This is a genomic window from Hydrogenophaga palleronii NBRC 102513 (assembly GCF_001571225.1).
GTDB lineage: Bacteria > Pseudomonadota > Gammaproteobacteria > Burkholderiales > Burkholderiaceae_C > Hydrogenophaga > Hydrogenophaga palleronii.
In genome coordinates this window covers 1-26407 of the sequence record NZ_BCTJ01000047.1, presented here as the reverse complement: position 1 = coordinate 26407, position 26407 = coordinate 1, and the positions used below count along the sequence as shown (strand labels likewise).

Genomic DNA, 26407 nt, shown 5'->3' with positions numbered 1-26407 from the left:
AGCGACACCTGGGGCCGGCGAAGCCGGGCCCTCGGTGTCCCTGGTGGAAGGCACGTCGCGCGCTGCGGGTCTTCTGCCTCCCTCGCCCCTCTGGGGAGAGGGCCGGGGTGAGGGGCATGCGTGAAAGGGTCTCCCCCCTTCACCCGCCCCTCCGCCCCGCGGATTGCGATTTGCCTTTCTCTCGCTGAACCTTGCACCTGTCCCGGGTCTTTCACCATGTCGCTTCTTCCCAAAGCCACGCGCCTCGCGCTCGCCATGGGGGTCCTGCTGAGTGGCGCAGTCACCCTCGTCCTGCACGCCGACGAAGTGCCCGATCCGCTGGGTGAAAAAACCGGCGGGCTCACCACGGTCTACGCCACCGGCAAGAACGCGTTTTCCTTTCCGCTCGCCAACCTGGACGACCCGGGGCGCACGCGCTTCGTGATCGGAAACTCCTTCTTCAAACGCAACTGGGTCGAGGCCCCGGCCTCCACCACCGCGCGCGACGGCCTCGGGCCGCACTTCATCGCCCGCTCCTGCGCCGGCTGCCACGTGCTCGACGGGCGCGGCGAACCACCGGCCTGGAAGAACACCCTCGGGCCCGAGCCCGAACCGACGGTGGCGCTGCTGATGCGCCTGTCTGTGGCCGGCACGCCCGACCCCAAGGCCGGCGTGCGGCCCGACCCGGTGTACGGCGACCAGTTCAACAACGCCGCCATCCAGGGCGTCAAGCCCGAAGGCCGGGTGGAGATCCGCCAGCAGGCGGTGCGCGGGCGCTTCGCCGACGGCACGCCCTACACGCTGCAGAAACCGATCTACAAGCTCACCGACCTGGCCTACGGCCCGTTCGCGCCCGGCCTGATGGTGAGCCCGCGCATCGCGCCGCAGATCGCCGGCATCGGCCTGCTCGAAGCGATTCCCGACAGCGAGATCCAACGCAACGCGCGCGAGCAGGCCGCCGCGCCCGGACCGATCAAGGGCCAGCCCAACCGCGTGTGGGACGTGGTGGCGCAGGAGGAGCGCCTCGGCCGCTTCGGCTGGAAGGCCAATGTGGCCACCATTGCGCACCAGACCGCCGCCGCCTTCCATGGCGACATCGGCATCACCTCCAGCGCCTTCCCGCACGAGACCTGCACGCCGGCGCAGAAAGACTGCCTGGCCGCACCCCACGGCGGCGGCAAGGCCAACGGCCGCGACGGCATCGTGCCCGCGTCCAGCGCCAGCGCCACGCAGCCCGAGATCGACGACGAAACCCTCAGCCACGTGGTCTTCTACCAAGCCACGCTGGCCCCGGCGGCGCGGCGTGGCGCCAACGACGCGCAGGTGCAACGCGGCCAGGCCCTGTTCGCGCAGGCGCAATGCGCGGCCTGCCATCGCCCGAGCTACGTCACCGCCGAAGGCCCGTTCCCCGCGCTCACCAGCCCGGCGCTGAAAGGCCAGACGATCTGGCCCTACACCGACCTGCTGCTGCACGACATGGGCCCCGATCTCGCCGACGGCCGCCCCGACTTCCAGGCCAGCGGCAGCCAGTGGAAAACGCCGCCGCTGTGGGGCATCGGCCTCATCAAGGACGTCAACGGCCACACCCGGCTGCTGCACGACGGCCGCGCCAACGGCGTGCTCGAAGCCATCCTCTGGCACGGTGGGGAAGCCCAGGCCGCCAAGGAACAGGTGTTGAAGATGAAGCGCAGCGAGCGCCAGGCGCTGGTGAAATTCGTGGAGTCCCTATGACACATCCGTTCCCGCACCCCCGGCGCCACCACGGTGTGCTGCTCGCCATCGGCCTCGGCCTGAGCGGGCTGGCCACCGCCCAGGAGGCGGCCCCGGCACCGGTGGTGGCCGCGCCCTACTACTCGGCCGGGCAGGCCCTGCAAGGTGTCTACACCCACTGGCTGCCGCCGCTGGCGCAAGCCTTCCAGGCCCAGGCCGACCGGCTCGTCGACACCACCGGGCGCTTCTGCCAGGGCCAGGTGCCGCTGGCCACGCTGCGCACTCAATGGCAGGACACGCTGGTGGGCTGGGAACGCCTGGCCACACCCGCGGTCGGCCCGCTGGTCACACGCCGTTCGCAGCGCCAGATCGACTTCTGGCCCACGCGCCCGGACCTGCTGCGCCGCTCGATGGACAAGGCCCCCAGCACGCTGGCCGACATGGACCGCGTCGGCACCCCGGCCAAAGGTTTCCCCGCCTTCGAGTTGCTGCTGAAACAATGGGCCGGCAGCCGCAACGCCACGCCGCCTGCAGCCGCCGACTGCCGCTATGCCGGCCTGGTGGCACAAGGCATCGCCGCCGAAGCGCAGGCCCTGCACAGCGAACTGGGCGAATGGGCGCACAAGGAATGGGACGACGAGCCCGAGCAGACCACCGCCGCGCTGGCCGAGTGGGTCAACCAGTGGCTCGCCGGGCTGGAGCGCCTGCGCTGGGCCCACATCGAAAAACCCATCACCAGCCACCAGACCACCGGCAACGCGGCCAAGGGCACGCCCGTGCCCTATGCCCGGCTCGACCGCGAGAGCGCCATGCGCGACTGGCGCGCGCAGTGGCAAAGCCTGCAGGCCCAGGGCAGGCTGCCGCCGGGCACACCACCACCCGCCGCCGGCCAGGCCCTGGTGCCGATGGAGGCGTTGCTGATGGGCCGTGGCCAGCTCGCGCTGGCGCAGAAGTGGGGCCAGGCGCTCGACCAGGTGACGGCCGGCATGGACAAGCTCACGCCCGGCAGCAGCGAGCGTGAACTGCTCGCGCTCACCAAATCCATGAAGGCCGTGACCGTGCTGTTCCAGAACGAGATCGCGGCGGCGCTGGATGTACCGCTGGGCTTCTCGGATGCCGACGGGGACTAGATGGGACGCCCCCCTGCGCCGCTGCGCGACTTCCCCCCTCTGTGGCGCGCCTTCGGCGCTTCGAGGGGGGACGGCACCTCGGGCCGGCAAAGCCGGACCCTTGGTGCCCCTTGTCCGGGGCACTTCACGCGTTGCGTGTCTTGCTCCCTCTCCCTTCGGGAGAGGGTTGGGTTGAAGGCCGGCGGCATGACAAACCCATCGCTCGCTCGCCGCCATCTGCTGGCGTTCACGGCATTGCCTGGCCTGCGCGGCACTCCGCGCGCCGCATGTCTTGCTCCCTTTCCCCCTGGGAGAGGGTTGGGGTGAGGGCCGCTGGCATGAAAACCCCCTCTCTCTCCCGCCGCCATGTCCTGGCACTCGCGGCACTGGCCGGCATGCCCGCCTGGGCGGCACGGGGCAGCGCACGCACACAACTGATCGCCGCCTGGCAAACGCCAGACGCACACCACATCGGTGTGCTCGCCGTCGAGGGCACGCGCTGGTCGGTGCAGCGTTCGCTCGCGGTGCCCACACGCGCGCATGGTCTGTTGCGCGAAGCGGGTGGCTCGGTGCTGGCCGCGGCGCGGCGCCCGGGCGACTGGCTGCTGCGCTGGCACCCGGGCAGCGGGCAGACGCAGTGGCACTGGATCGAGGACGACCGCCGTTTCAACGGCCACGCCATCACCAGCCCCGACGGCCAGACGCTCTGGACCACCGAGACCGAGCTCGACCACGCGCAAGGCCGGCTCGCCGTGCGCGACATCCGGAGCCTGGAGAAACGCGCCGAGTGGCCCACGCACGGCATGGACCCGCACGAACTCATCGTGCTGCCGCAAGCCCTGGGCGAGCTGCCCGCGGGCAGCCTGCTGGTGGCCAACGGCGGCATTCCCACGCTGCCCGAAACCGGACGCAGCAAGCGCCAGCTCGACCGCATGGACGCCTCGCTGGTCGCGCTCGACCCGCGCGACGGCCGCCTGCTCGGCCAGTGGCGCCTGGGCGATCCGTTCCTCAGCATCCGCCACCTGATCTGGGACCCGGTGTCGACGCGGGTCGGCATCGCGCTGCAGGCCGAGCACCCGGATGCCGAGGCCAAACGCGCTGCGCCGGTGTTCGCGCTGTGGGACGGCACGCGCCTGCAGGCCGCCAGCGGCCAGCCGCCGGTGATGGGATATGGCGGCGACATCTGTGCGCTGCCCGAAGGCGGCTTCGTGGTGAGCTGCCCGCGTGCCGATGCGCTCGCGCTGTTCAGTTCCGACGCGCGCTGGTTGCAGAACGTGTCGCACCGCGAGGCCTATGCGCTGGCGTCCGACGCCGGCCACTGGTGGGCCAGTGGTGCCGAGGGCGTGTGGTGCGCGCCCGAAGGTGTGGAAGCGCGATCCGGCGAACGCCTGCAGATCGACAACCACTGGCAGGTCTGGCCACGGGCCTGAGACCCACGTGCATCCCCTCGAACCGCACGTTCGAGAGATACAACCTAGCCCCGGCGATGGCGGCGGTGCTGAGCGGGTGTCGATTGAAAGTGCTTCTTGAAGGCGCTGGTCAAATGGCTCTGGCTCGAGAAGCCGGTCTGCAGCGCGATATCCGCGATGGGGTCTGCGCTGTTCTCCAGCAGATGCCTGGCCTGCTCCAGGCGCCGGGTCAGGATGTACTGGTGCGGGCTGGTGCCCAGGTGCGCGCGGAACAACCGCCACAGCTGGGTTGCGGGCAGGCCGGCGCTGGCCGCCATGGTCTCCAGCGAGAGGTCGTCCGCCAGATGCTCGTCAATGTGGTCGAGCAACCGTTGCCAGCGGTAAACGCGTGGCCCGGGCACCGGTCCCGTCTTCCGCGGCGCGAGGTCTGAGTGGTGGCTGAGCAGCCTGCTCGCCAGCATGTAGGCGAGATGGTCGGCCTGGTAGGCACTGCAGGCATCACCCTCGTACAGCAGATGGATCGTGGTCTCGGCCAAATGCGCGATCACCGGGTCGTGCGTGCACAGCCTCGGTATCAGGCCATCGACCGATGACGCGCCGCGAAACAGTTCGTCCGCGACCTGTCTGAAGATGGCGTCATGGACATAGAGGTGCAGGATGCGCGGCCGGCCCGATATCGTCCACCGGCTGCTCCGCTGGTTCGGCACCAGGCTGAATTGCCGTGGCCTCAACACGTCTTCTTCACGCACCCTGGACAGGGTGCGGGTCACCGGGCTGGCGCTGGCCACGCAATAGGCAATGCCGGGTGCCGATGCCTCCGGAAGATCCGCCGTCCAGGGCGATTCCTGCACCAGCGAGGCATACAGGCTCCGCCATCTCAGCGAGGCACTCTCGCGCAACAGATGGACTTCAGACCGGTGCGCGATCCCGTGTGTCTTGCCGGCGAGAAAAACATCGTCGGGCCGAGTGGGGAAAGGTGAACTCATGGCGTGCCCATCCGGTAAAGGGCCTTGCAACCGCGAGCGGTGAAGGCCACCAAGGGAGCGTCAGTTGGAGCGTTTCTGACAACGGCGAATGGATTCCGGAAGACCAGCCCGAGACCATTGGCCGATTATGGGTCACCGCAAGGTTCGCGGGCACTTCACGGGCTATTCACACCATGACCACTTCTTTTGAATCCGTGCGCGTGGCAGCAGTTCATGCCGCCGCGCCATTCCTCAACCTCGATGCCGGCGTGCAGCGCACGGTCGAGTTCATTCACGAGGCCGCATCGGGTGGCGCCAGGCTGGTCGCCTTTCCGGAAACCTTCCTGCCGGGATACCCGCACTGGATCTGGTCGCACACCTCGAAATACGCGGCGCCGCTGTTCGCAGAGCTGTACCGCAATGCCATCGAATTTCCCAGCCCCCAGGCCGACAAAATCGCCGCAGCCGCACGCGACGCGGGCGTCTGGGTCTGCCTGGGTGTCAACGAGCGGGAGGGCGGCACGCTCTACAACACCATGGCCTGGTTCTCACCGGAAGGGCGCCTGGCGGCCAAGCACCGGAAGCTGCATCCGACCAATGCCGAACGCACGGTGTGGGGCCGCGGCGATGGCCGGGATGTCTTCATCGTCGACACCGGTTTTGCCAAGGTGGGCGGCCTGATCTGCTTCGAGCACAGCATGGACCTGAGCCGGCATGCACTGGCCGCGATGGGCGAACAAATCCACGTTGCGTCCTGGCCGGCGATCAATGCCACCCACGGCGATCCGAACGCGGGCGACTTCGACCACTACTCGACCACCCTGGCCGCAGCACATGCCATTTGTGCGCAGACCTACGTCATCCTGGTGCAGGGCCGCATCTCGGAGGAGATCGTCGAGCGTCTCGGCATGAAGCCCGGCCCGGATGCACCCACCGTGGGCGGAGGCATCAGCGGGTTCATGGGGCCCAACGGGAAATGGCTTGCCGAGCCGCACCGCGATACCGAAGCGGTGATCTATGCCGACCTCGACCTGTCCATCATCCCGTTCGCCAAGTTCTTCGCCGACGGTGCCGGACACTACAGCCGCCCCGACATCTTCACCTTCGACGTGAACCGCGCTCCACAGACCGCGCTGCCCCATTCCACCGTTGTGGAAGGAACGGTTCGGGCGACGGCAGACACCTGAACGGGGGCCCAGCCCCTGACGCCGGCCCAGCCCCTGGCCGGGTGGGCCGAAGGGGGCTCTACTTCGTGGCCGTGCCGGCGTTGCTCATGTAGAGCTCGCAGGCGCTACCGGTGCGGCGGCATTGCCCGTCGTCTTCCAGCCAGGGATGGGCGTGGCCGACGCAGCCGGTCTGGCAGATCACCTGGCTGGCCTCGGCCATGGAGGCCACCGCACTGGCCACCGCGTGCTGCGCGCGGCGCGGCAGCGGCCGCACCACGCCGGCCACGCCCAGGCCCCAGAGCAGGCAGGTGCGCGAAACGATGAGCTGCGCGCGCAGGCGCATCACTTCGTCTTCCAGCGCGGCGATCTGCTGCACATGGGCGCGCAGCTGTTCGCCCACGCGCCGTTGCAGGCCGGCCATCTGGCGTGTGAGCACGCCGTGCTCGATCGCGAGTTCGCGCGCGGCCACGCGGTCCTGGCGCGCCACGCTGCGGACGCCGGTGGCGACGACGTTGGTGCTGATGGTGACGGTCATGTGTTGTTGTCCTTCCCTGGTGTGGGCGGCACGCTGGCCGCGATGAGCAATTGCGGCACGCCGTCGGCCGCGCGCACGGTGCTGGCCTGCACCTGCCAGACGCGTTGCAACAGCGCCGGGCGCAGCACCCGCGCCGGTGGGCCGCTGGCCTGCAGCACGCCGCCGTCGAGCACCCAGGCGCGGTCGGCGTAACGCAGCGCAAGGTTGGGGTCGTGCAGCACCGCCAGCACGCCCACGCCCTGCTCACGCGCCCAGCGCTGCACCGTGGCCAGGGTTTCGTGCTGGTGCCGCAGGTCGAGCGCGGCGGTGGGTTCGTCCAGCAGCAGCCAGCGCGGCGCGCCGTCGGCAAGCGGTTCCCAGATCTGCGCCATCACGCGCGCCAGCTGCACCCGTGCGCGTTCGCCGCCGCTCAGGCTGCCCACATGGCGCTCGGCCAGGGCGGCCACGCCGGTGGCCTGCATGGCGGCCTGCACGATGCCGGCTTCGTCACGCGAGGGCTGCAGGTGATGCGGGTAGCGGCCGAGCGCCACCACCTCGTGCACGCAGAAATCAAACGCCACCGCGGTCTCCTGCGGCAGCACGGCGCGGTGGCGCGCCAGCCGGTGCACCAGGGCCGGCGTCACGGCCTGGCCGTTGAGCGTCACGTGGCCGCTGTCGGGCGCACGCAGGCCGGCCAGCACCGACAGCAGGGTGGATTTGCCGGCGCCGTTGGGGCCGAGGATCGCGCCCACCTCGCCCGGCGCCAGCCGCAGGCCCACGCCCTGCAGCAAGTGGCGGCTGCCGGCGCGCACGCCCACGTCGCGCGCGCAGAGGCCGGCGCCGTCGTCCAGTGCCACCGTGGCGCCGTGCTGTTCCTCGCTGTCGTCGTCCAGCCAGTGCGGGCATTCGCCGGCCGCGAGTTCGCCGCAGGCGCTGCGCCAGTCGGCGTCGAGCAGGCGCGCGCTCACAGGCGCCGCCCGTGCGCGCCGCGCAGCAGGGCCAGGAAAAACGGCACGCCCACCAGGGCGGTGAGCACGCCCAGCGGCAGCTCGGCCGGTTGCATCAGCGTGCGCGCCACCGCGTCGGCCAGCAGCACCAGCACGGCACCCAGCAGGGCCGAGCCGGGCAGCACCCAGCGATGGTCGGGGCCGGCCACCAGGCGCACCATGTGCGGCGCCACCAGGCCGATGAATCCGATGATGCCGGTGCTGGCGGTGATGGCACCCACGGCCAGCGCCGTGACCACGATGACGGTCTGCTTCACGCGTTCGATCGGCACCCCCAGCAGCACCGCCTGCGCCTCGCCCAGCGCCAGCGCGTTGAGCGGGCGCGCCAGCCGCCAGCCGAGCGCGCAGGCCAGCGCCACGAGGGCGCTCACCAGCACCACCGCGCTCCAGCGCGCGCCGCCCAGGCTGCCGAGCAGCCAGAACTGCAGGTTGCGCAGCTGTTCGTCGGTGGCGAGAAAACTCAGCAGGCCCAGGCCGGCACCGGCCAGCGCGTTGACCGCGATGCCCGCCAGCAGCATCAGGCCCACGCGCGTGCCGCCTTCGCCGCGCGAGAGCAGGTAGATCAGCACCGTGACCGCCAGGCCGCCGGCGAAGGCCATCAGCACCAGCGTCCAGCTGCCGAGGGCACGCGGCATGTCGGGGAACCAGAGGTGACCCATGACGATGGTGGTGCCCGCGGCCAGTGCCGCGCCGCTGCTCACGCCGATCAACCCGGGGTCGGCCAGCGGGTTGCGGAACAGGCCCTGCATCAGCGCACCGGCCATGCCCAGCCCGGCACCGGCCACCAGCCCCAGCACCAGGCGCGGCAGGCGGATGTGGAAAAACACCAGGTCGGCGCCCGAGCCGGGCGCGGCGGTGGTCACCGCGCCCAGCAACACCGCCGGCAATTCACTCAGGGGCAGGCTGTAGGCGCCCTGGCCCGCAGACCAGAGCAGCGTGAGCAGCAGCAACAGGCCCAGCAACAGCAGCAGGCGCGGCCCGGACCAGCGGCGTGGCCCGAGGCGGGCGTGCCATGGCGCAGGGCCGGCGGACGCGGCGGTGTGGCTCACGAACGATCCTCCATGCGCTGCTGCGCGCCGGGCTGCTGCTGGCCCGGCACGTCGGGCCAGCAGGCGGCGCGGTCAATCAACTGCAGCACGTTGCCGTCCACATCGGTGAGCGAGAGCTCCCACGCGCCCCAGGGTTGCCAGCGCGGCACCTCGCCCTCGAACTGCAGCGCGTGTGCGGGTTTGCAGGCACCCTGGCCGCAGCGCCAGGGCCGCAGCACGGCGGCGCGCAGGCTGGCGTGCAGCACGTGGATGCGCGGCACCTCGACGCGGTGGTGGCCGGGCACGAAGCCCCGGTCGCCCGGCGTCGGCCGCTCCCAGCGCCCGGGCCTTGCGGCGCAGGCCCAGAGCTGCACCTGCAGCGGCCCGTGCACCACCAGGGCAAACACGCCGTGGATGTGCTGGCGGCATGCAAAGCCCAGCACCGTGGTGTAGTCGGCCACGGCGCGGTGCAGGTCGGGCGTGCGCACGTTGGCGGGCTCGTGCGGAAAGCGGTTCATGGCGCAGAAGCCGCCGCGCGGTGCGGTGGTCATGGCCGCACCAGCTGCTTGTGCAGGCGCTCGACCACGTCGGGCAGGCGCGGACCGAAGCCGAGCAGTTCCAGCGCGTCGAGGCGCACCAGCGTATGACCGCTGGCGCGGCGCTGGTAGGCCGGTGTCAGCGCAACCTCGGGGCGCTGCCAGAAGCTGGCTTCGCCGCCGACCGCTTCGATGCCCTGGGTGGTGGTGAGGATCACGTCGGGTGCGGCTTGCGCCATGGCCTCGGCCGTCATCGGCCGGTAGCCCTTGAAGCCAGCAAGCGCGTTGCGCGCGCCGATGAAACGGATCAACGCGTCGGCCGCGGTCTGCTCTCCCGCCACCTGCGGGCTGCCGCCGTGCGACAGCACAAAGAGGATCTTGGGGCCAGGGCCCGACGCGGCAGCAGCCTGCACACGCGCCATCAAGGCCGTCCAGCGCGCGTCAAGCCGGGCCTGCAGCTCGCGCGCCGCGGCTTCACGCCCGGTGGCGCGGCCCACCGCGGCCACCTTGCGGCCGACCTCGGCCCAGCTGTGGTCCGAGGCCACGAGTTCGATGCGCACGCCGGCGCTGCGCAGTTGGTCGAGCACCACCGGCGGGCCAGCGTCGGTGCCGGCCACCACCGCGTCGGGCCGCAGCGCCAGCAGGCCCTCGGCCGAGAGCTGGCGCATGTAGCCCACCTTGGGCGTGGCCTGGGCTGCGGCGGGGTAGAGGCTGGTGGTGTCGGTGCCCACCAGCTGGTCTTGTGCGCCCAGGGCGTAAACCACTTCGGTGATGCCGCCACCGATGGTGATCAGGCGTGGCGCGGCGCGTGAGCCTGCTGCCGCCGCAGGCGCCGCCATCAGCCGCGTGGTCCACCCGGTGCTGGCCGCCGCCAGGGCCGCGGCCGAGCAGAGCTTTTGCAGCGCGTTTCGGCGTGCGCTGTTCACGAAGGGGGCGGGAGGCGTCATGCTTGGCTCGGTGGAGGTTCGGGAAGAAGGTGCATCAGGGCAGGCGCCCGACGGGCTCGAAGTCGGGCGTGTTCTGCCCGATGTGCCAGCACACGCCGCACGGGTCGATCAGCACAAACTCGGTGATGCCCCAGGGCTGCGCCTTCACCGGCGTGATGCGGCTGCCATAACGCCCGGCGAGGTCTTGCGCGTCCACGTCCGCGCGCCAGGCCTGCACGTCGGGCACCAGCAGGTGCATCACCAGGTTTTCGGCCAGTGCCTGTTCGTAGAAGTCGTGCAGCAGGAAGGCGCTGTGGTCGACACAGAAGTACGCTACCCCGCCGCCTTCGGAGCGCTGCACAAAACCGAGCTCGGTGTAGAAGCGTTTGGAGAGTGCAAAGTCTTTCGCCGGCACGAAGGTCTTGAGCTCCACTGCCTGCAGGGCGCTGCTCATGCCACGGCCTCGGGTTGGCGCGCGGCGCCACCGGTCTGCAGTTGCGCCACGATCTGGCGCCAGGCCTGCAGCTCGGCCTGACCGGGCTTGCGCGCGCCGAAGAACATGGCCATCAGCTCGCCGTGTTGGTCGAAGGCTTCGACCGAGGTCACGGTGCCGTCGCTGGTGGGCTTCTGCACCACCCAGACGTCGCCGATCAGGTCTTCGCGCAGGTGCAGGCTGAAGCCGGGGTCGAGCACGTTGAGCCAGGTCTTGCCGTGCAGCTCCATCGGCTCCACGCGCTGCACCGCACCGGTGTGGATCTGGATGCAGCCCGCACTGGCCACGAACACCATGATGGGCGTGCCGTCGAAGGCCGCTTCCAGCAGCAGCCCGCGCACCGCGGTGTGCTCCACCCGGTGCGTGTACCGGCCCTCGACCAGGCGGAAGGCCTGCTGGCGCTCCAGCCCGAAGCGCTTGAGCAGCGAGAAGAACTCGTGCGTGTCGGTCATCGCGCCCCAGGCCGCGGCGAAGGCGTTGGCATCAACCAGTGGCTGCACCGGCGGCGCGGCCGCTTCACGCGCGACGAACACGGCGTCGGGCGTGTCGTCGCTGGCGGTGTGCGCCGCGATCACGCGTTGCCATGCGGCCAGGTCGGTCTGCTCGCGCACGAAGATCTTGTGCACGGCGACGCCGTGGCGGTCGAAGAACTGCAGGCTGGGTGGCGCCATGCCGGGCGTGTTCTTCAGCGCCTCGCTCACCGCAAAACCGGCGTGCCACTGGTGGAAGAACAACCGCAGGTCGATCTGCTCACCCAGCGCCAGGCCCACCGGCCCGCTGGCCGAGACCTTCTGGTACACGCCGGTCTTCTCATGCACCACGCTTTCATTGCGCGTGAGTGCCATCAAGGGGCCGCAGGCTTCGAGCGACTGCAGCAGCGCCAGCCAGTCGGGGCGCAGCGCGTTGGCCGTCAGCGTGGCGTCGTGGGCGCCGCGGTGTGCGGCGATTGCCGCGCCCTCGCTCAGCGACAGGAACTCGGCGGCCTCCCTGGCGCGCAGGCCACGCTGGCGGGCGGCGGCGAAAGCGGTTCGGATCTCATGGGCATGGTTCATGGTGTTCTCCGGCAAGGGCCGCTGGGGTTCGGCCGTGTGAGTCAGTGCACGCCGGCCGGTGCCGTGTGCCACAGGGCGGTGGACGTGGGGTCTTCGGCCGTGGCCGCAACGCTGTTTTCCAGTTGCAGTTGCCAGCGCGTGCGCAGGTTGGCCAGCATGGCCTGCATCTGCGGCGAGAGTTGCGGATGCGTGGACAGGCACAGCAGGTGGCTCACCAGCTTGTCCGCCATGCACACGCGGTGCGGGCAATCGGGCGCGCTCTGCGCGTAACCGGTCATCAGCGCCAGCGTGCCCGCGAGCAAGGCTTCCACGTTGGGCAGGGTGTATTCCTCGTCGGCGGTGGTCTCGGTCTGGCGTGGATCGGTTTGCATGCGCATGGCTCCTGTGAGGTGGCTAGAAGTCGGTGACCAACGCCAGCGACAGGCTGCGGCCGGGCGCGGTGTAGGCGTCGAGCACGGGCGAGTTGGCGGCGACGCCGCGCACATTGGTCCATTCCCAATATTTGCGGTCGGTCAGGTTGTGGATGGCGGCGCTGAGCCGGGTCGCGCGGCTGACCTGCCAGCTCGCACGCAGGTCCAGCGTGGTGTAGCCGGGTGTGGCGAACTGGTTGGCCACGTCGCTGCGGTTGATGTCGCTGCCCGACTTTTTGGCCGCGTGCGTGAGCGACGCGCCCAGCTTCCAGTCGCCGATGCGGTGGTCCACACCCAGCACCAGGCGCGCCGGGTTGACCGAGTTCAACGGCAGGCCCAGCGTGGTGTCCTTGCCGCGCGTCTGGCCGAAAGCCAGGCGCAGGTCGGTGGCCTTGCCGACGGCCAGCCGGCCTTTGAGCTCGAAGCCGCTCAGGCTGACCTTGCCGCGGTTGATGGCCTGGTAGGTCAGCGGGTTGGTCGGGTCGCCCTGGATGCCGCCGACCACCACCAGGTCTTCGATGAAGTCCTTGTAGCGGCCGCTGAACACCGCCGCTTCCCACTGGAAGGGGCCCACCAGGTCGCGCGCGCCGAGTTCGAAGGTGCGGCTGCGCTCGGGTTTCAGGTTCGGGTTGGGGATGGTGCGGTAGAAGGCAAATGCGTTCTGGAAGTAGTTGTTGAGCTGCAGCGGACTGGGCGCCTTGAAGCCGGCTGCGAGGTTGGCAAACAGGCTGAGCTCGGGCGCGGCGCGGAAGATTGCGCCCAGCTTGGGCGAGAGCGCCGAGTCCGACAGGCTGGCCGGTTGCAGCGGGTAGAGCGCGTTGTTCCCGGCCTTGAGGTCGAAGCGGTCGTAACGCAGCGCCGGGATCAGGCTCCAGCGTTCGGTGGCGAACTCGCTCTGCACGAACAGCGCGGTGTTGGTTTCGCGGGTGGGCGGAAAGCGCTTGAGTGGGTAACTCTCGTAGCCCGGTGCACCGGTGCCGGTGACGAGGTTGTCCATGCGGGCGACCGACACGTCCACACCGTAGACCAGCTTCTGCGCCCAGTCGGCATCCAGCGCACGCGCCTTCTCGGCCTGCAACACGCCTTGCCAGAGTTTCTCGGTGTAGGTCACGTCGCGCGAGCGGCCGGACTGCAGCGTGGTGGTGAGAGAGCGGCGCAGCTCCTGCGTGACCTCTTGCGATTCGGCCTGCTGGTAACCCACGGTGGCACGCAGTTCGTCGGCCCAGGCCGCATCGATGCGGAAGCGGCCGTCCCAGCTCAGGCGCGAGCGCTCCATGTCGGTGCTGCCGTCCACGTTCAAGGTCTGGAAGCCGTTGGCGGTGGCGCGCGCGGTGTAACCCTGCACGTCGCCCGACTTGTCCACGTGCTCCAGCGTGAGCGTGTGGCGCTGGCCACCACCCGGCGTGAGCACCAGCTTGCCCAGCGCCGACACGCTCTTGTCTTTCTGCGGGTTGGGCGCGGTGCGGGTGCTGTTGAGCGCGAAGTTCTCGCCCTGGTTGTCCAGCTCATGGCTGCGGCCGACCTGCACGCTGCCCAGCCACTGCAAGCTGTCGCTGGGCCGGCCGACCAGCGTGACGCCAACGCCACGGCTGTCATCTTCGCTGCTGGCGCGCAGGCCGACGCGGCCACCGAAGGTCTGACCGGGTTGGAGCAGGTCCTTCGGTTCGGTGGTGAACATCGCAACCATGCCGGCCAGGCCGTCGGAGCCGTAGAGCGCCGAGCTGGCGCCACGCACGATTTCCACGCGCGAGATCAGGCCGAGGTCGTAGTAGTCGCGGCCGAACGCGGCCGAACCGAACACGCCGCTGCTGAGTTCACGCGGCACGCGGATGCCGTCGACCGTGAGCAGCACGCGGTTGCCCTCCAGGCCACGCAGGTTGAAGCCGGCATTGCCGTCGCGACCGGTCGAGCCGGTCACGCCGCCAAAGCGCTGCGGCGCGCGCTTCACGCTCATGTTGGGCACGTCGCGCACCAGGTCACGGATGTCCTGCACCCGCGCCGGATCGAGGTCGTCGCCGGTGATCACGTCGATGCTGGCCGGCACGTCGTCGATGGCGCGTTCGCTGCGCGAGCCGCTGACCACGACCTCACGCAGGGTCGATACAGCACCAGCCGTGGCGGCGCTGCTGGCCTGGGCGAACGATGGGCCGGCCATGAGCGTGAAGAGTGCTGCACAGGCCAGGCACAGCGGGCTCAGGGGTGGCGGGGCCAGGGAAAGAAGGGGAGATGGCAAGCGTGACATCGTCGATACGCACCTGGTTCAAGGGATGGAAGAACAAGGCTGGCGTCGCGACCGTGGGATGTCCCCGATGCGGGCTGGCTAGGAGCGCGATTGTATGCGAACGATTCTCATTTGCAAGGCGTACCGATTCTCAAGACTCAAGTGCTCACCCGCACCGCCGACAATGCGCGCCTGTCTACAACAAATAGGAAAGGAGTGGCCACCATGAAAGGCGACGCCAAAGTCATCGTTCACCTGCAGGCCCAGCTCAAGAACGAGCTCACCGCGATCAACCAGTACTTCGTCCACTACCGCATGCTCAAGCACTGGGGCCTGGACAAGCTGGCCGCCAAGGAATACGAAGAGTCGATCGGCGAAATGAAACACGCCGACAAACTGATGGACCGCATCTTCATGCTCGACGGCCTGCCCAACCTGCAGGATCTGGGCAAGCTGAACATCGGCGAAGACGTGCCCGAGATCCTCAAGAGCGATCTGGCGCTGGAAACCGGCGCGCAGCAAACCATCAAGGACGGTATCGCCCACTGCGAAGCGGTGCGCGACTACGTGTCCCGCGACCTGCTGCAGATGATCCTGGACGACACGGAAGAGCACATCGACTTCCTGGAAACCCAGGCCGAACTGCTGGAAAAGGTCGGCATCCAGAACTATCTGCAGAGCCAGATGGGCGCCGTGAGCTGAGGGATTTCCCCAGCCGTGGCCGGCTGACCATAGAGCCCCGCAAGTTTGCGGGGCTTTTTTTTGCATATTGAATGCGATCAATTATCATTTGCGCAGGCGCTCGTTCCGAACCGCCCCATTTGCCCTGCCCAGACCCATGATCGTTTGCGTTTGCCATCGCGTCAGTGACCAGACCATCGCACGTTGTGCACGGTCCGGCATGGCCTTTGATGACATCCAACTCGAGCTGGGCGTGGCCACCCAGTGTGGCCAGTGCGAGCCCTGCGCCCGCACGCTGTGGTCGGAATGCACACCGCACCAGTCGGTGGTGCACCTGCAGCTGCACCCGGCCACGCTGCCGGCCCAGGCCGCCGCGGTCTGAGCGAACTTTCCTCCCCACATTTCTTCTGTCTTCTGTCGAGCCACGCGGCTTCGCGCTGCGCTGGTGGCCGCCGCATACTCAGGTCTCGCTGGCGGCCTGCCGATGCCCGCCCTGAAAGTCAAAGGTGTCCGCGCTTTTTACGCGGTTTCACGGACTAGGGTTTTCCCGGCTTCGCCTTTAGAATGTGCAATTCCTTTCCACATCGCAAGATAACAACGCGCCGGAGACACGAGCATGAGCATGGAAAACCGCCCTGAAAACAAGCGCGACGAACTGCGCCGCGCCGCCCTGGAATACCACGAATTCCCGGTGCCGGGCAAAGTGGCCATCGCCGCCACCAAACAACTCACCAACCAACGCGACCTCGCCCTGGCCTATTCACCCGGCGTGGCAGCGCCTTGTGAAGAGATCGTCAAGGACCCGGCCGCCGCCTTCAAGTACACGGCGCGCGGCAACCTGGTCGGCGTGATCACCAACGGCACCGCTGTGCTGGGCCTGGGCGACATCGGCGCGCTGGCCTCCAAGCCGGTGATGGAAGGCAAGGGCGTGCTGTTCAAGAAGTTCGCCGGCGTCGATGTGTTCGACATCGAGATCGACGAGAAGGACCCGGCCAAACTGGTTGAAGTGATCGCCGCACTGGAGCCGACCTTCGGCGCCATCAACCTCGAAGACATCAAGGCACCGGACTGCTTCTACGTTGAGCGCGAGCTGCGCAAGCGCATGAAGATTCCCGTCTTCCACGACGACCAGCACGGCACCGCCATCACCGTGGCCGCGGCCATGCTCAACGGCCTGAAGGTCGCGGGCAAGGACATCTCCAAGGTCAAGCTCGTCACCTCCGGCGCGGGCGCGGCGGCGCTGGCCTGCCTGAATCTCTTGCTCAAGGTCGGCCTGAAACGCGAGAACGTGTTCGTCACCGACCTGGCCGGCGTGGTCTACGAGGGCCGCGAGGAGCTCATGGACGACGACAAGCGCCAGTACATGCAGAAAACCGACAAGCGCAAGCTGGCCGAGGTGATCGTGGGCGCCGACGTGTTCCTCGGCCTGTCGGCCAGCGGCGTGCTCAAGCCCGAGATGGTGGCCTCGATGGCGGCCCAGCCGGTGATCTTCGCGCTGGCGAACCCGAACCCCGAGATCGCACCGGAAGACGCCCACGCGGCGCGCGACGACGTGATCATGGCCACCGGCCGCACCGACTACCCGAACCAGGTCAACAACGTCCTGTGTTTCCCCTACATCTTCCGTGGCGCGCTCGACTGCGGCGCGACCACCATCACCGACGAGATGGAGATCGCCGCGGTGCACGCCATCGCCGAGCTGGCCCAGGCCGAGCAAAGTGAGGTGGTGGCGGCTGCCTACGCGGGTGAGAAGCTGGCCTTCGGCCGCGAGTACCTGATCCCCAAGCCCTTCGATCCGCGCCTGATGATGAAGATCGCGCCGGCAGTGGCGCAGGCCGCGGTGGACAGCGGTGTCGCCTCACGCCCGATCCAGGACATGGTGGCCTACCGCGAGAAGCTGCAGAGCTTCGTGTTCGCTTCCGGCACCATCATGAAGCCGATCTTCTCGGCCGCGAAGGCCGCGGCGCGCAAGCGTGTGGCCTACGCCGAGGGCGAAGAAGAACGCGTGCTGCGCGCCTGCCAGATCGTCGTCGACGAAGGCCTGGCCCGGCCCACGCTGATCGGCCGCCCGGCCATCATCGCCCAGCGCATCGAGAAGTTCGGCCTGCGCCTGCGCGAGGAGCTGGACTACGACGTCGTCAACGTCGAGCAGGACAGCCGCTACCGCGACTTCTGGCAGACCTACCACCGCATGACCGAGCGCAAGGGCGTGACGCAGCAACTCGCCAAGATCGAGATGCGCCGCCGCCTGACGCTGATCGGCGCCATGCTGCTGCACAAGGGTGAGGTCGACGGCCTCATCTGCGGCACCTGGGGTTCGACCCAACACCACCTGAAGTACATCGACCAGGTGATCGGCAAGCGCGTGGGCGGCAGCCCCAGCACCGAGCAGGATGTGCGCATCTATGCCTGCATGAACGGCCTGATGCTGCCGGGCCGCCAGGTGTTCCTGGTCGACACGCACGTGAACTACGACCCGACCCCCGAAGAGCTCTGCGAAATCACGGTGATGGCGGCGGAGGAAATGCTGCGTTTCGGCTTGCAACCCAAGGTCGCCCTGCTGTCGCATTCCAACTTCGGCTCCAGCGAGGAACCCAGCGCCATCAAGATGCGCCGCACGCTGGCGTTGCTTCGGGAGCAGGCGCCCTGGCTCGAAGCCGACGGCGAAATGCACGGAGATGTGGCACTGGACGCCCAGGCCCGCCAGAGCCTGATGCCCAACTCCACGCTGAAGGGCTCGGCCAACCTGCTGGTGCTGCCCAATATCGATGCCGCCAACATCGCCTACAACCTGCTCAAGACGGCTGCCGGCGGCAACATCGCGATTGGCCCGGTGCTGCTGGGAGCCGACAAGCCGGTGCACATCCTCACCGCCAGCGCCACCGTGCGCCGAATCGTCAACATGACGGCCCTGACCGTCGCCGACGCGAACGTTTCGCGCTAAGCTTTTTCACTATAGCAAGCGCTAACTTTAAAACACTCTGTGAGGCAGGGCTTTGCTGATTATTTCAGCAAAGCCCTTGCTTTTTGAGGAGCGCTCAGGCACACTAGCGCGCTTGGATTTCAGGGTTAACCCCCACCAGAATGCCCCTTGAAAGTGCACTTTTGTAGTGCTTTTTATGCAGTTTGGCGACAGGTTGACGTCACCAGGAGCTGGGAATTTCATGGATCTGAAACGGATCCGGGCTCGTTTCGGAAAGGCCAGGGGAGTGGCCCTCGCCGCCGTTCTGGCGGTGGTTGTCGGCACCATTGCGGTGCAGGCCCGCGCTCCACAAGCTCCTCTCGATTCGGGCTCCGCGTCGGTGGTGATCACAGGGTTGCCGCCGCAAGGCCAGGATGTGTTGAACCAGATCCGGCAAGGCGGCCCCTTCCGGTACGACAAGGATGGCTCGGTGTTCGGCAATCGCGAACGCCTGTTGCCGGGCCAGAAGCGTGGGTACTACCGGGAATACACGGTGCCCACCCCGGGCCTGAGCCACCGGGGCGCCCGGCGGATCGTGTGTGGCGGGTTTCAGCCCCGGACCCCTGAAACGTGTTTTTACACCGAAGACCACTACAGCAGCTTCAAGCTGATCGTGCAGTGAGCTTGGGTGATGTGAGCAAATTTTTAACTTTGACCTTAGAAAGAGACGCGGAGATGGACACGCCACTTCGTAACGTACGCCCCAACATCGTTCAGTCGATTCGCGCCCATGGCGTGAAAGACCTGCAGGCCGCGGCCGAGCACTTGGGGCATCACTTCCTGTACGCCAACCTGGCCAAGGCCCAGAGCAAGCAGGACGTGCTGGAGCTGATCGCTGCGCAGTACACCTTGCCCTCGCATTTCGGCAAGAACTTCGACGCGCTCTACGACTGCATGACCGACATGGTCCACAAGTCGGGTCCGCAGACCGGTTTCATCGTGGTGCTGGAGCACATTCCCGCGCACGCCAAGTTCGACAAGGAAGCGCGCGAACAACTGCTCGACATCTTCCGCGACGCTGCCGACTACTGGTCGGACCGCAAGATTCCGTTCCGTTGCTTCTACTCGTTCTCGGTCGCCCGCGCCCCCAAGGGTGAAGAGCAGCCGATCGAAGTGCAGAGCGAAGAGCCCATGCCCACCGACAAAATCCTGGACGTGAGCCCGATGGCGCTGCGCATGAGCAGCCCGTTCAACGCGGGTTACTGGCTGACCGCCGCCTGACCCACCGGCCTGCGAGCCGACGCCGCCGACGGGATTCGGTGAACAATGAAAAAAGCCGCTGTGTTCACAGCGGCTTTTTTCATGCCCGCGGGCTTGCTGCGGCCTGTTGCGTGGCCTGGGCCAGGGCCACGTACTCGCTCACAGGCACTTCTTCGGCCCGGCGCTGCAGATCGAACTCACCGGCAAAACCTTGCTCGTCGAGCCAGCGGCCCAGCGTATTGCGCAGTATCTTGCGGCGCTGGCTGAACGCCACCTGCACCAGGGTGCTGTAGCGCGGCAGGTCGATGGCCGGTGGTTCGGCCAGCGGCGTCATGCGCACGATGGCGCTGTCCACGCGCGGCGGCGGGTCAAAACTTTCCGGCGGCACGAACAGCACGTTGTGCATCTCGTAGCGCCACTGCAGCATCACCGAAAGCCGGCTGTAGTCGGCGGTGGCGGGCAGCGCCACCATGCGGTCGATCACTTCCTTCTGCAGCATGAAGTGCTGGTCCTGCACCACCGCCACGTGGTCGAGCAGGTGGAACAGGATGGGTGTGGAGATGTTGTACGGTAGGTTGCCGACCACGCGCAGCGCACGGCCGCCGAGCCGGCCGGCAAGTGCCGTGAAGTCTACTTTCAGGACGTCTGACTCGATGACATCGAGCTGGCCGTGGCCACGCAGGCGCACCGCCAGATCGCGGTCGAGCTCGATCACGGTGAGGCGGCCCAGGCGTTCCACCAGGGGCTGCGTCAGGGCGGCCAGTCCGGGACCGATTTCAACCATGGCATCGCCGGCCGCGGGATGGATGGCCTCAACGATGGCGTCAATGATTGCGCCGTCGGTCAGGAAATGCTGTCCGAAGCGTTTGCGGGCAACGTGCTTCATGGGGTATTGCCGCAGGCCGCCGCCGGCTTGCCTTCCTGCCGGGCGATCACGGCTGCGGCGCTTCGCGGTACTCGACGAAGGCCCGGCCGCGCAGGTCTTCCGTCCAGGCTTGCAGCGCCTCGTCCAGCTTCTTCTCGCGCACCAAGCCACGCACCATGTCGCGCTGTTCGCGTTGCGTCAGCGTCGCCTGACGGCGCTCGTCGACACGGATCAGGTGCACACCGAAACGCGACACCAGAGGTGCGGACATCTCGCCGGGGCGCAGCGCTGTCATGGCCTGCTCGAACTCGGGCACGAACTGGCCCGGGCTGGCCCAGCCCAGATCGCCGCCCTGGCTGGCCGAACCGTCTTCGCTGTATTCGCGCGCGAGGGCCTCGAAGTTGCCCTGGCCGCTGGCGACCTGCTGGCGATAACCCGCCAGACGCGCGAGCGCATCGGCCTGGCTGAGCTGTGGCCCCGTGCGCAGCAGGATGTGGCGCGCCCGGGTCTGGGTGACGGTTTCGCCGGGCAGGCCGGCCTGGCGCTTCTCCAGCAGCTTGAGCACGTGGAAGCCGGCCGGGCTGCGCAGCGGACCGGCCACACCGCCGACGCTGAGCGAACGCGTGGCGTCGACAAACAGGGTCGGCAGGCGGTTGACCGGCCGCAGGCCGAACTGGCCCCCGTTGCTGCGCTCTTCGGCATCCGAGAACTCGCGCGCCAGCGCGGCAAAGTCTTCACCTGCACGGGCACGGTCGACCACGCCCTGGGCTCGCGCCTGCAACTCGTTGATGCGCTCGGCGCTGGCGCCGTCGGGCACGGCCACCAGCACATGGGCCAGGCCCAGCTCCAGGTTGTCCTGCGTGCTACTGCCCTGGCGCTCGCGCATGAAGTCGTCGATGTCGGCGTCGGTCACGCGCACGCGCGAGTCCACCTGGCGTTCGCGCACGCGCTGCAGCAGGATCTGGTTGCGCAGGTCGTTGCGCAGCCGGTTGATGTCCATGCCCTCGGCCGCCAGGCGGCGGCGCAGCTCCTCGGGGCTGAGCTGGTTTTGCGCGGCGATCGCCTGCTCGGCCTGCGTGACCGCGGCTTCGTCCACCGTGATGCCGAGTTCGGCCGCCTGCTGGCGCTCCGCGCGCTCGCTGATGATCTGCTCCAGCACCTGTCGCGCCAGCTGGTCGCGCGGCGGCATCTGGCTGCCGTCCTGCGTGATCTGCTGTTCCACGCGCGCCAGGCGCTGGCGCACCTCGTTGTTGGTGATGGGTTCGGAGTTGACCAGCGCAACGATGTAGTCGGCCGTGCCTTGTTGCTGGCGGGCGGGCGTCGGGGTCAGCGGCGCGGTGCTGCCGCGCGGCGAGGCCAGCGGGCCGGACGGGCGCAGGCCCTGGGCCTGGGCCGTGCAGGCCCAGAGCAGGGAGGCGCACAGCAGCCAGGTGGTCGGGCGGAAGGGGGCGGTGAAACGGTCAGTCATATTGTTGGAACCGGCTGGGCGGGTTGATTTCTTCGCGCAGGTATTGGTAGCGCGGCACGTTGTCTTTGAGCGTCTTGAGCGGGTTGGACCCGATGCGCGAGAAGCCATTGAATTCCAGCTGAAACAGGATGCGCTGGTTGGCGGTGGTGGCGCTGCGCTGCAGGCGCTCCACCACGACGCGGCCGAGCCAGCAACCGCCATCGTACTCAAAGCCGGCGACCAGATCGACGATCTTCTTGTCGGGCACGCTGTAGTTGACGCGGCCCACGCCGTACCACTGGCCGGCCCCCAGGGCGCGGCCCGGCACCGACGCGCTCGCCGGCGTGTCCCACAGGTCGTTAAGCGGCCATTGCCAGCCGAACTCGTATTGCTCGCTGACGCCGCGCTGCAGTCGGTAGGCGGCGCTGAACACGCGGTAGCGGCTGGGCGTGTAGCGTGCCGCCAGCGTGGTGCGCACCGACTCGCGGGTGCCCGGTCTGTACTGGAAGCTGGTGTCGACCATCCACTTCGGGCTCCATTGCACACGCGTGGCCAGCAGGATGTCGCTCAGGCGTTCGGCCACCGGGTCACCACCGGGCAAGCCGGACGCAAACGGTTGATACACGTTCTGGTCGCGGAGCAGGATACGCTGCGCCAGACCGACACGCACCACCTCGGCGCCTGTGTCGGGATCGAGCAGGCGCGAACTCGCACCTACCGTGAGCGCGCGGGTGTCGGAAATGCGGTCGTTGCCGCCGAACACGTTCTCGGAAAAGATGGTCGCGAAGTTGAAATCGTTGACCGCCGAATCGTAGTTCGGCAGCATGCTCTGGTCGCGGTAAGGCGTCCAGGTGAAGAAGGCGCGCGGCTCCAGCGTCTGCAAAAAATTGCGGCCGAAGTAGCTAGCGTCGCGTTCGAAGATCAGGCCACCGTCCAGGCTGACCGTGGGCAGCACGCGCGAAGCGCTGCGCGCGCCGTTGCTAAGCGCACCGTCAAACTGGTACTGCGTCGCGTGCAGGCGCGCACGCGGCTGCACGAACCAGCCCGGCGCGCGCCAGCGCCGGCTGAGGTCGGCGATCGCCAGTGAACGCGTACCATTGGGCTGGCGGGTCAGCAGCGGATTGGACTCGAAGCGGGTGTACTCGCTGGTCACCGTCCAGTTCCAGTCGTTCAGGCCCAGCAGACGGATGTCTTCCCGGCCATAACGCAATGCAACCGAAGGCAGGCGGTCGTAGGGCGGCGCGATGGGCGCACTGATGTCCTGCAAGGTTTGCCACCGGTACACCCCGGCACTCACGGACCACGGCCCGCGTCCCCAGTTGTAGACGGCATCGCTGGGCAGCAGGCGCTGCGTCAGCGTGGTCGTGGCGCGCGGAAAGTCGCGCCAGTAGTTGTCATCGCTCACCCGGTTGAGGTTCAAGCGGAAGCTCGCCGCACCGCCGAAGTCCACACCCGTTCCATTCAGGTTGTGATCGTGCTGCAGCGAATAACCCCAGCGGTTGGCGTCGCGCAGCTTGTCCGACGGCATGAACGCGCCGCGCAACTGCCCCGCGTACTGCGGCTGCAGGTACCGCACCTCGGCACCCAGGTCCACGCCGCGCTTGCTCATGAGGGTGGGGTACAGGGTGGCGTCGAGGTTGGGCGCGATGTTGAGGTAATACGGCAGCGTGAGTTCGAGCCCGCTCACGTTGTCGAGGTTGAGGGTCGGCGGCAGCAGGCCCGACTTGCGCGCATCGGTCAGCGGGAAGCTGAAACGCGGCCAGCCCAGGATGGGCACGCCCTTGAACTCCAGCACACCGTTGGTGGCGGTGCCGATTTCTTCCACGTTGTCGAATTCGATGCGCGTGGCCCGCACCAGCCAGGCCGGCATCCAGTCGGCGCCCGGCGTGCGCGAGCAGGTCGAATAACGGGCCTGGTGCGCGATCGCGTGGTCGGCGTCCAGAAAATCGACCCGGCTCGCATCGCCCGTGCCTTCGTTCTTCAGCAGGTTGAACTTCGGCTGCTGGAACTGGCCCTTGGAGGTCTCCATGTTGAGCTGCAGCTCCGGGCCCGTGAACCGGTCGCCATTGCGGTTGATCACCACATTGCCCTTGGCCTCGGTGTCCTGCGTGCGCTGGTCAACCTGCAATTCGTCGGCGTGGATCACGGTGCCGTGGCGGCGCAGTTCGGCGTTGCCCTCCACCCGCGTGATGGAATCGGTCTGGCCTTCGATGCGGTCGCCGAACACGAAGGTGGGGGCCTGCTGGGCCGCGGCCTCCGGCAGTTTTTCCACCAGCACGCCGCTGGGTTTGAGCTGCGCGCCCGACACCGGAGGCACCTCGTCACCATCACCGGACTGGGCGTGCACCCAGTTCGGCGCCGCGAGCGCGCTTAAAGCCATGAGCGTGAGCAGGCCGTGCACTGCGCGCGCCACGGGCGCCGTCACGAAAAGCGGTTGGGCAAACACGCCGCGCGGGCGGTCGGAGAGCGGCAGAGCGGTGCGGCTGTTCAAGGGAATGGACTTCAATGGCCCGGCTGCCAGGGCAGGCATGAGAGCTGGCCGCTGCCATGCAGGGGGGTTTGTAGAATCGTGGGCCATTATCCACTGCCCGCCCCCCGGGCAGACCGCACGGCACACCCCGTCACCACACCCCGTCACCACACCCGTCCCATGACCCCGTCCCAACCTGCCGTCGCCTGGGCCGAAGCCGAGCGCGAGACCGCCTTCCACGCCTGGCTGAGCCCCTTGAGCGCACGCCTGGGCCTCGTGCCCGGGTCCCTGCGCCCGGCCTCGGCCGACGCGAGCTTTCGCCGTTACCTGCGCATCGACACCCAGGCCGGTGGCAGCCTGATCGTGATGGACGCGCCGCCGGCGCACGAGAACAGCCAGCCCTTCGTGCACGTGGCCGGCCTGATGCGCGACGCCGGCCTGCTGGTGCCCGAGGTGCTGGCCTGGGACGAGCCGCTGGGCTTCATGCTGCTGAGCGACCTGGGCCACCAGACCATGCTCGACGGCATCGACGCGGCCCATCCGCAGGCCAACCACGCGCGCTACATGCAGTCGCTCGACGCGCTGCTGGCCTGGCAGCTGGCCTCAAAACCGGGTGTGCTGCCGCCGTACAACGAGGCCCTGCTGCGGCGCGAACTGCAGCTCTTCCCCGACTGGTACCTGCAGCAGCACAAGGGCCTCACGCTCAGCGAAGCCCAGGCGCAGACGCTGCAGAAGACCTTCGACACGGTGGTCGCGCACAACCAGGCCGCGCCCTCGGTCTACGTGCACCGCGACTTCATGCCGCGCAACCTGATGTTGCCACTGCAACCCGGCGATACACCCGCGCAGCAACTCGGCGTGCTCGATTTCCAGGACGCGGTGCACGGCCCCATCACCTACGACGTCGCCAGCCTGATGCGCGACGCCTTCCTCACCTGGGACGAGGACTTCGTCATTGACGTGACGGTGCGCTACTGGGAGAAAGCGCGCGCCGCCGGCCTGATGGACTTTGAAGACTGGCACAGCGACTTCGGCGCCTTCTACCGTGGCGTCGAGTGGATGGGCCTGCAGCGCCACCTGAAGGTGGCCGGCATCTTCGCGCGCCTCACGCTGCGCGACGGCAAGCCCAAGTACCTGGCCGACACGCCACGCTTCATCGGCTACATCCGCCACACCGCCCACCGCTACCGCGCGCTCGGCCCCTTCCTCAAGATGCTGGACGAGATCGAGGGCCTGCAGGCCGCGTCGGGCTACGCCTTCGGCCGCGTCTGAGCATGCCGCGTTTTTGTTGCCCGGTGCCGCTGCGCGAAGGCCTGGCCCTCGCGCTGCCGGCCACCGCGGCGCGCCACGTGCAGGTACTGCGCCTGCAACCCGGGCACACCATCACGCTGTTCAACGGCGAGGGTGGTGAGTGGGACGCCACCATCACCCGCATGGGCCGCAGCGACGTGGAAGTGCAACTCGGCAGCCACCACGCCATCGAGCGTGAACCGCGCCGCGCGGTGCACCTGGCCGTGGGCATGCCGGCCAACGACCGCATGGACTGGCTGGTGGAGAAGGCCGCCGAACTCGGTGCGGCCAGCCTGCAACCGCTGCACACCGCGCACAGCGTGCTGCGCCTGAGCGGCGAGCGCGCCACCAAGAAACAGGGGCACTGGCAGTCGGTTGCGGTCGCGGCCTGCGAGCAGTGCGGTGGCAACCGCGTGCCCACCGTGCAGCCGGTGGCCGATCTGGCGGCCTGGCTGAAGGCCCTGAGCGCCGACGGTGTCGGCGCGCCCGCACTGCGCTGCGTGCTCTCATTGGCCGACGGCACACAGCCGCTGGCCAGCGTGCTGGACAAGGCGGCGGCGGACACCGCCGTGCTGTTCCTCAGCGGCCCCGAAGGCGGCCTGAGTGCTGCCGAAGACGCGCTCGCGCGCAGCGCCGGCTTCGTGCCGGTGACGCTGGGCCCGCGCGTGCTGCGTGCCGAGACGGCAGCCATCGCCGCGCTCACGCTGGCGATCGCCTGACGGGCTGAACCCCGCCGCTTCAGACGCCTGCGGGCGCGAGGCGGAATACCTGCACCACACCGGCCAGCCGTTGCGCCTGTTCTTTCAGGCTCTCGGCCGCCGCTGCGCTTTCTTCAACCAAGGCCGCGTTTTGCTGCGTCATCTGGTCCAGCTGCGTCACCGCCACGTTCACCTGGCCGATGCCATCGCTTTGTTCGCCCGCTGCGGCCGTGATCTCGCCAATGATGTCGCTCACGCGCTGCACCGAA

23 protein-coding genes and 2 pseudogenes are annotated in these 26407 nt (G+C 68.4%); 11 read left to right on the top strand and 14 right to left on the bottom strand.

The genetic code is table 11. The annotated features are described in order from the left end of the window. The first annotated feature begins 216 nt into the window (after positions 1-216). The 3 genes from HPA01S_RS20500 to HPA01S_RS20490 all read left to right on the top strand — a co-directional run bounded on the left by HPA01S_RS20500 (position 217) and on the right by HPA01S_RS20490 (position 4228). Positions 217-1710: a di-heme oxidoreductase family protein gene (locus HPA01S_RS20500; RefSeq protein ID WP_066273010.1), complete on the top strand. Its 1494-nt coding sequence runs from the start codon at positions 217-219 to the stop codon at positions 1708-1710. Further along, positions 1707-2819 carry an imelysin family protein gene (locus HPA01S_RS20495; protein WP_066273009.1) on the top strand — a complete coding sequence of 371 codons (1113 nt, stop codon included), beginning with the start codon at positions 1707-1709 and terminating at the stop codon, positions 2817-2819. The genes HPA01S_RS20500 and HPA01S_RS20495 overlap by 4 nt, the downstream gene beginning before the upstream one ends. Positions 2820-3136: 317 nt before the next feature. Then, positions 3137-4228 (top strand): DUF1513 domain-containing protein, encoded by a 1092-nt coding sequence (locus HPA01S_RS20490; RefSeq protein ID WP_084360862.1) that lies wholly within the window; start codon positions 3137-3139, stop codon positions 4226-4228. Positions 4229-4272: 44 nt separating this feature from the next. Here HPA01S_RS20490 and HPA01S_RS20485 read toward each other — a convergent pair whose 3' ends face one another. Further along, a complete protein-coding gene (locus HPA01S_RS20485) occupies positions 4273-5193 on the bottom strand; it encodes an AraC family transcriptional regulator (protein ID WP_066273004.1) in 921 nt (306 codons plus the stop codon). A gap of 173 nt (positions 5194-5366) precedes the next feature. Between HPA01S_RS20485 and HPA01S_RS20480 the strand changes: the two genes are divergently transcribed. Beyond that, positions 5367-6359 carry a carbon-nitrogen hydrolase family protein gene (locus HPA01S_RS20480; RefSeq protein ID WP_066273002.1) on the top strand — a complete coding sequence of 331 codons (993 nt, stop codon included), beginning with the start codon at positions 5367-5369 and terminating at the stop codon, positions 6357-6359. 58 nt (positions 6360-6417) lie between these two features. On the opposite strand, the gene HPA01S_RS20475 is transcribed toward HPA01S_RS20480, so the two are convergent. From HPA01S_RS20475 to HPA01S_RS20435, 9 genes are all read right to left on the bottom strand, one after another. After that, positions 6418-6873, bottom strand: coding sequence for a hypothetical protein (locus HPA01S_RS20475; RefSeq protein ID WP_066273000.1), 456 nt, complete (start codon positions 6871-6873; stop codon positions 6418-6420). Beyond that, positions 6870-7709: a heme ABC transporter ATP-binding protein gene (locus HPA01S_RS20470; RefSeq protein WP_066273015.1), complete on the bottom strand. Its 840-nt coding sequence runs from the start codon at positions 7707-7709 to the stop codon at positions 6870-6872. Before HPA01S_RS20470 ends, HPA01S_RS20475 begins: the two co-directional genes overlap by 4 nt. 107 nt (positions 7710-7816) lie before the next feature. Further along, positions 7817-8908 carry a FecCD family ABC transporter permease gene (locus tag HPA01S_RS20465; RefSeq protein ID WP_066272999.1) on the bottom strand — a complete coding sequence of 364 codons (1092 nt, stop codon included), beginning with the start codon at positions 8906-8908 and terminating at the stop codon, positions 7817-7819. Next, on the bottom strand, positions 8905-9438 hold the full coding sequence (locus tag HPA01S_RS20460; RefSeq protein ID WP_066272997.1) for a VOC family protein: 534 nt from the start codon (positions 9436-9438) through the stop codon (positions 8905-8907). Before HPA01S_RS20460 ends, HPA01S_RS20465 begins: the two co-directional genes overlap by 4 nt. After that, a complete protein-coding gene (locus tag HPA01S_RS20455; protein ID WP_066272996.1) occupies positions 9435-10370 on the bottom strand; it encodes a heme/hemin ABC transporter substrate-binding protein in 936 nt (311 codons plus the stop codon). The genes HPA01S_RS20460 and HPA01S_RS20455 overlap by 4 nt, the downstream gene beginning before the upstream one ends. A 34-nt stretch (positions 10371-10404) precedes the next feature. Beyond that, entirely contained in the window at positions 10405-10803 is a 399-nt protein-coding gene (locus HPA01S_RS20450; protein WP_066272994.1) for a VOC family protein, read from the bottom strand. After that, positions 10800-11894 (bottom strand): hemin-degrading factor, encoded by a 1095-nt coding sequence (locus HPA01S_RS20445; RefSeq protein ID WP_066272992.1) that lies wholly within the window; start codon positions 11892-11894, stop codon positions 10800-10802. Before HPA01S_RS20445 ends, HPA01S_RS20450 begins: the two co-directional genes overlap by 4 nt. Positions 11895-11935: 41 nt before the next feature. Continuing rightward, complete coding sequence (locus HPA01S_RS20440) at positions 11936-12265, bottom strand: hypothetical protein (RefSeq protein WP_157085113.1); 330 nt, start codon at positions 12263-12265, stop codon at positions 11936-11938. 22 nt (positions 12266-12287) lie between these two features. Beyond that, complete coding sequence (locus HPA01S_RS20435) at positions 12288-14537, bottom strand: TonB-dependent hemoglobin/transferrin/lactoferrin family receptor (RefSeq protein WP_169801563.1); 2250 nt, start codon at positions 14535-14537, stop codon at positions 12288-12290. Between the two features lie 213 nt (positions 14538-14750). Between HPA01S_RS20435 and bfr the strand changes: the two genes are divergently transcribed. From bfr to HPA01S_RS20410, 5 genes and pseudogenes are all read left to right on the top strand, one after another. Then, positions 14751-15227: a bacterioferritin gene (gene bfr, locus HPA01S_RS20430; RefSeq protein WP_066272986.1), complete on the top strand. Its 477-nt coding sequence runs from the start codon at positions 14751-14753 to the stop codon at positions 15225-15227. 136 nt (positions 15228-15363) lie between these two features. Next, positions 15364-15588 (top strand): (2Fe-2S)-binding protein, encoded by a 225-nt coding sequence (locus tag HPA01S_RS20425; protein ID WP_066272985.1) that lies wholly within the window; start codon positions 15364-15366, stop codon positions 15586-15588. Between the two features lie 234 nt (positions 15589-15822). Beyond that, positions 15823-18150 (top strand): NADP-dependent malic enzyme, encoded by a 2328-nt coding sequence (locus tag HPA01S_RS20420; protein WP_066272984.1) that lies wholly within the window; start codon positions 15823-15825, stop codon positions 18148-18150. Positions 18151-18370: 220 nt separating this feature from the next. Then, positions 18371-18790 (top strand): guanyl-specific ribonuclease, encoded by a 420-nt coding sequence (locus tag HPA01S_RS20415; RefSeq protein ID WP_066273013.1) that lies wholly within the window; start codon positions 18371-18373, stop codon positions 18788-18790. A 53-nt stretch (positions 18791-18843) separates the two neighbouring features. Beyond that, positions 18844-19239: pseudogene (locus tag HPA01S_RS20410) on the top strand (barstar family protein); the annotation flags it as partial. A 229-nt stretch (positions 19240-19468) separates the two neighbouring features. Here HPA01S_RS20410 and rsmA read toward each other — a convergent pair. The 3 genes from rsmA to HPA01S_RS20395 are packed head-to-tail and all read right to left on the bottom strand — an operon-like array spanning position 19469 to position 24171. Next, a complete protein-coding gene (rsmA, locus tag HPA01S_RS20405; RefSeq protein ID WP_066272981.1) occupies positions 19469-20254 on the bottom strand; it encodes a 16S rRNA (adenine(1518)-N(6)/adenine(1519)-N(6))-dimethyltransferase RsmA in 786 nt (261 codons plus the stop codon). A 46-nt stretch (positions 20255-20300) separates the two neighbouring features. Further along, positions 20301-21701 carry a peptidylprolyl isomerase gene (locus HPA01S_RS20400; protein WP_066272979.1) on the bottom strand — a complete coding sequence of 467 codons (1401 nt, stop codon included), beginning with the start codon at positions 21699-21701 and terminating at the stop codon, positions 20301-20303. Further along, the gene (locus HPA01S_RS20395) at positions 21694-24171 is read right to left on the bottom strand and encodes an LPS-assembly protein LptD (RefSeq protein WP_245638707.1); all 2478 of its coding nucleotides are present in this window, start codon (positions 24169-24171) and stop codon (positions 21694-21696) included. Before HPA01S_RS20395 ends, HPA01S_RS20400 begins: the two co-directional genes overlap by 8 nt. 159 nt (positions 24172-24330) lie before the next feature. Here HPA01S_RS20395 and HPA01S_RS20390 point away from each other — a divergent pair, with 159 nt between their 5' ends. Together HPA01S_RS20390 and HPA01S_RS20385 are read left to right on the top strand one after the other, a co-directional pair. After that, complete coding sequence (locus tag HPA01S_RS20390; RefSeq protein WP_066272977.1) at positions 24331-25422, top strand: aminoglycoside phosphotransferase family protein; 1092 nt, start codon at positions 24331-24333, stop codon at positions 25420-25422. Between the two features lie 2 nt (positions 25423-25424). Next, positions 25425-26159 (top strand): 16S rRNA (uracil(1498)-N(3))-methyltransferase, encoded by a 735-nt coding sequence (locus tag HPA01S_RS20385; protein ID WP_066272976.1) that lies wholly within the window; start codon positions 25425-25427, stop codon positions 26157-26159. Positions 26160-26178: 19 nt separating this feature from the next. Here HPA01S_RS20385 and HPA01S_RS20380 read toward each other — a convergent pair. After that, positions 26179-26407 (bottom strand): annotated as a pseudogene (locus HPA01S_RS20380) (methyl-accepting chemotaxis protein); the annotation flags it as partial.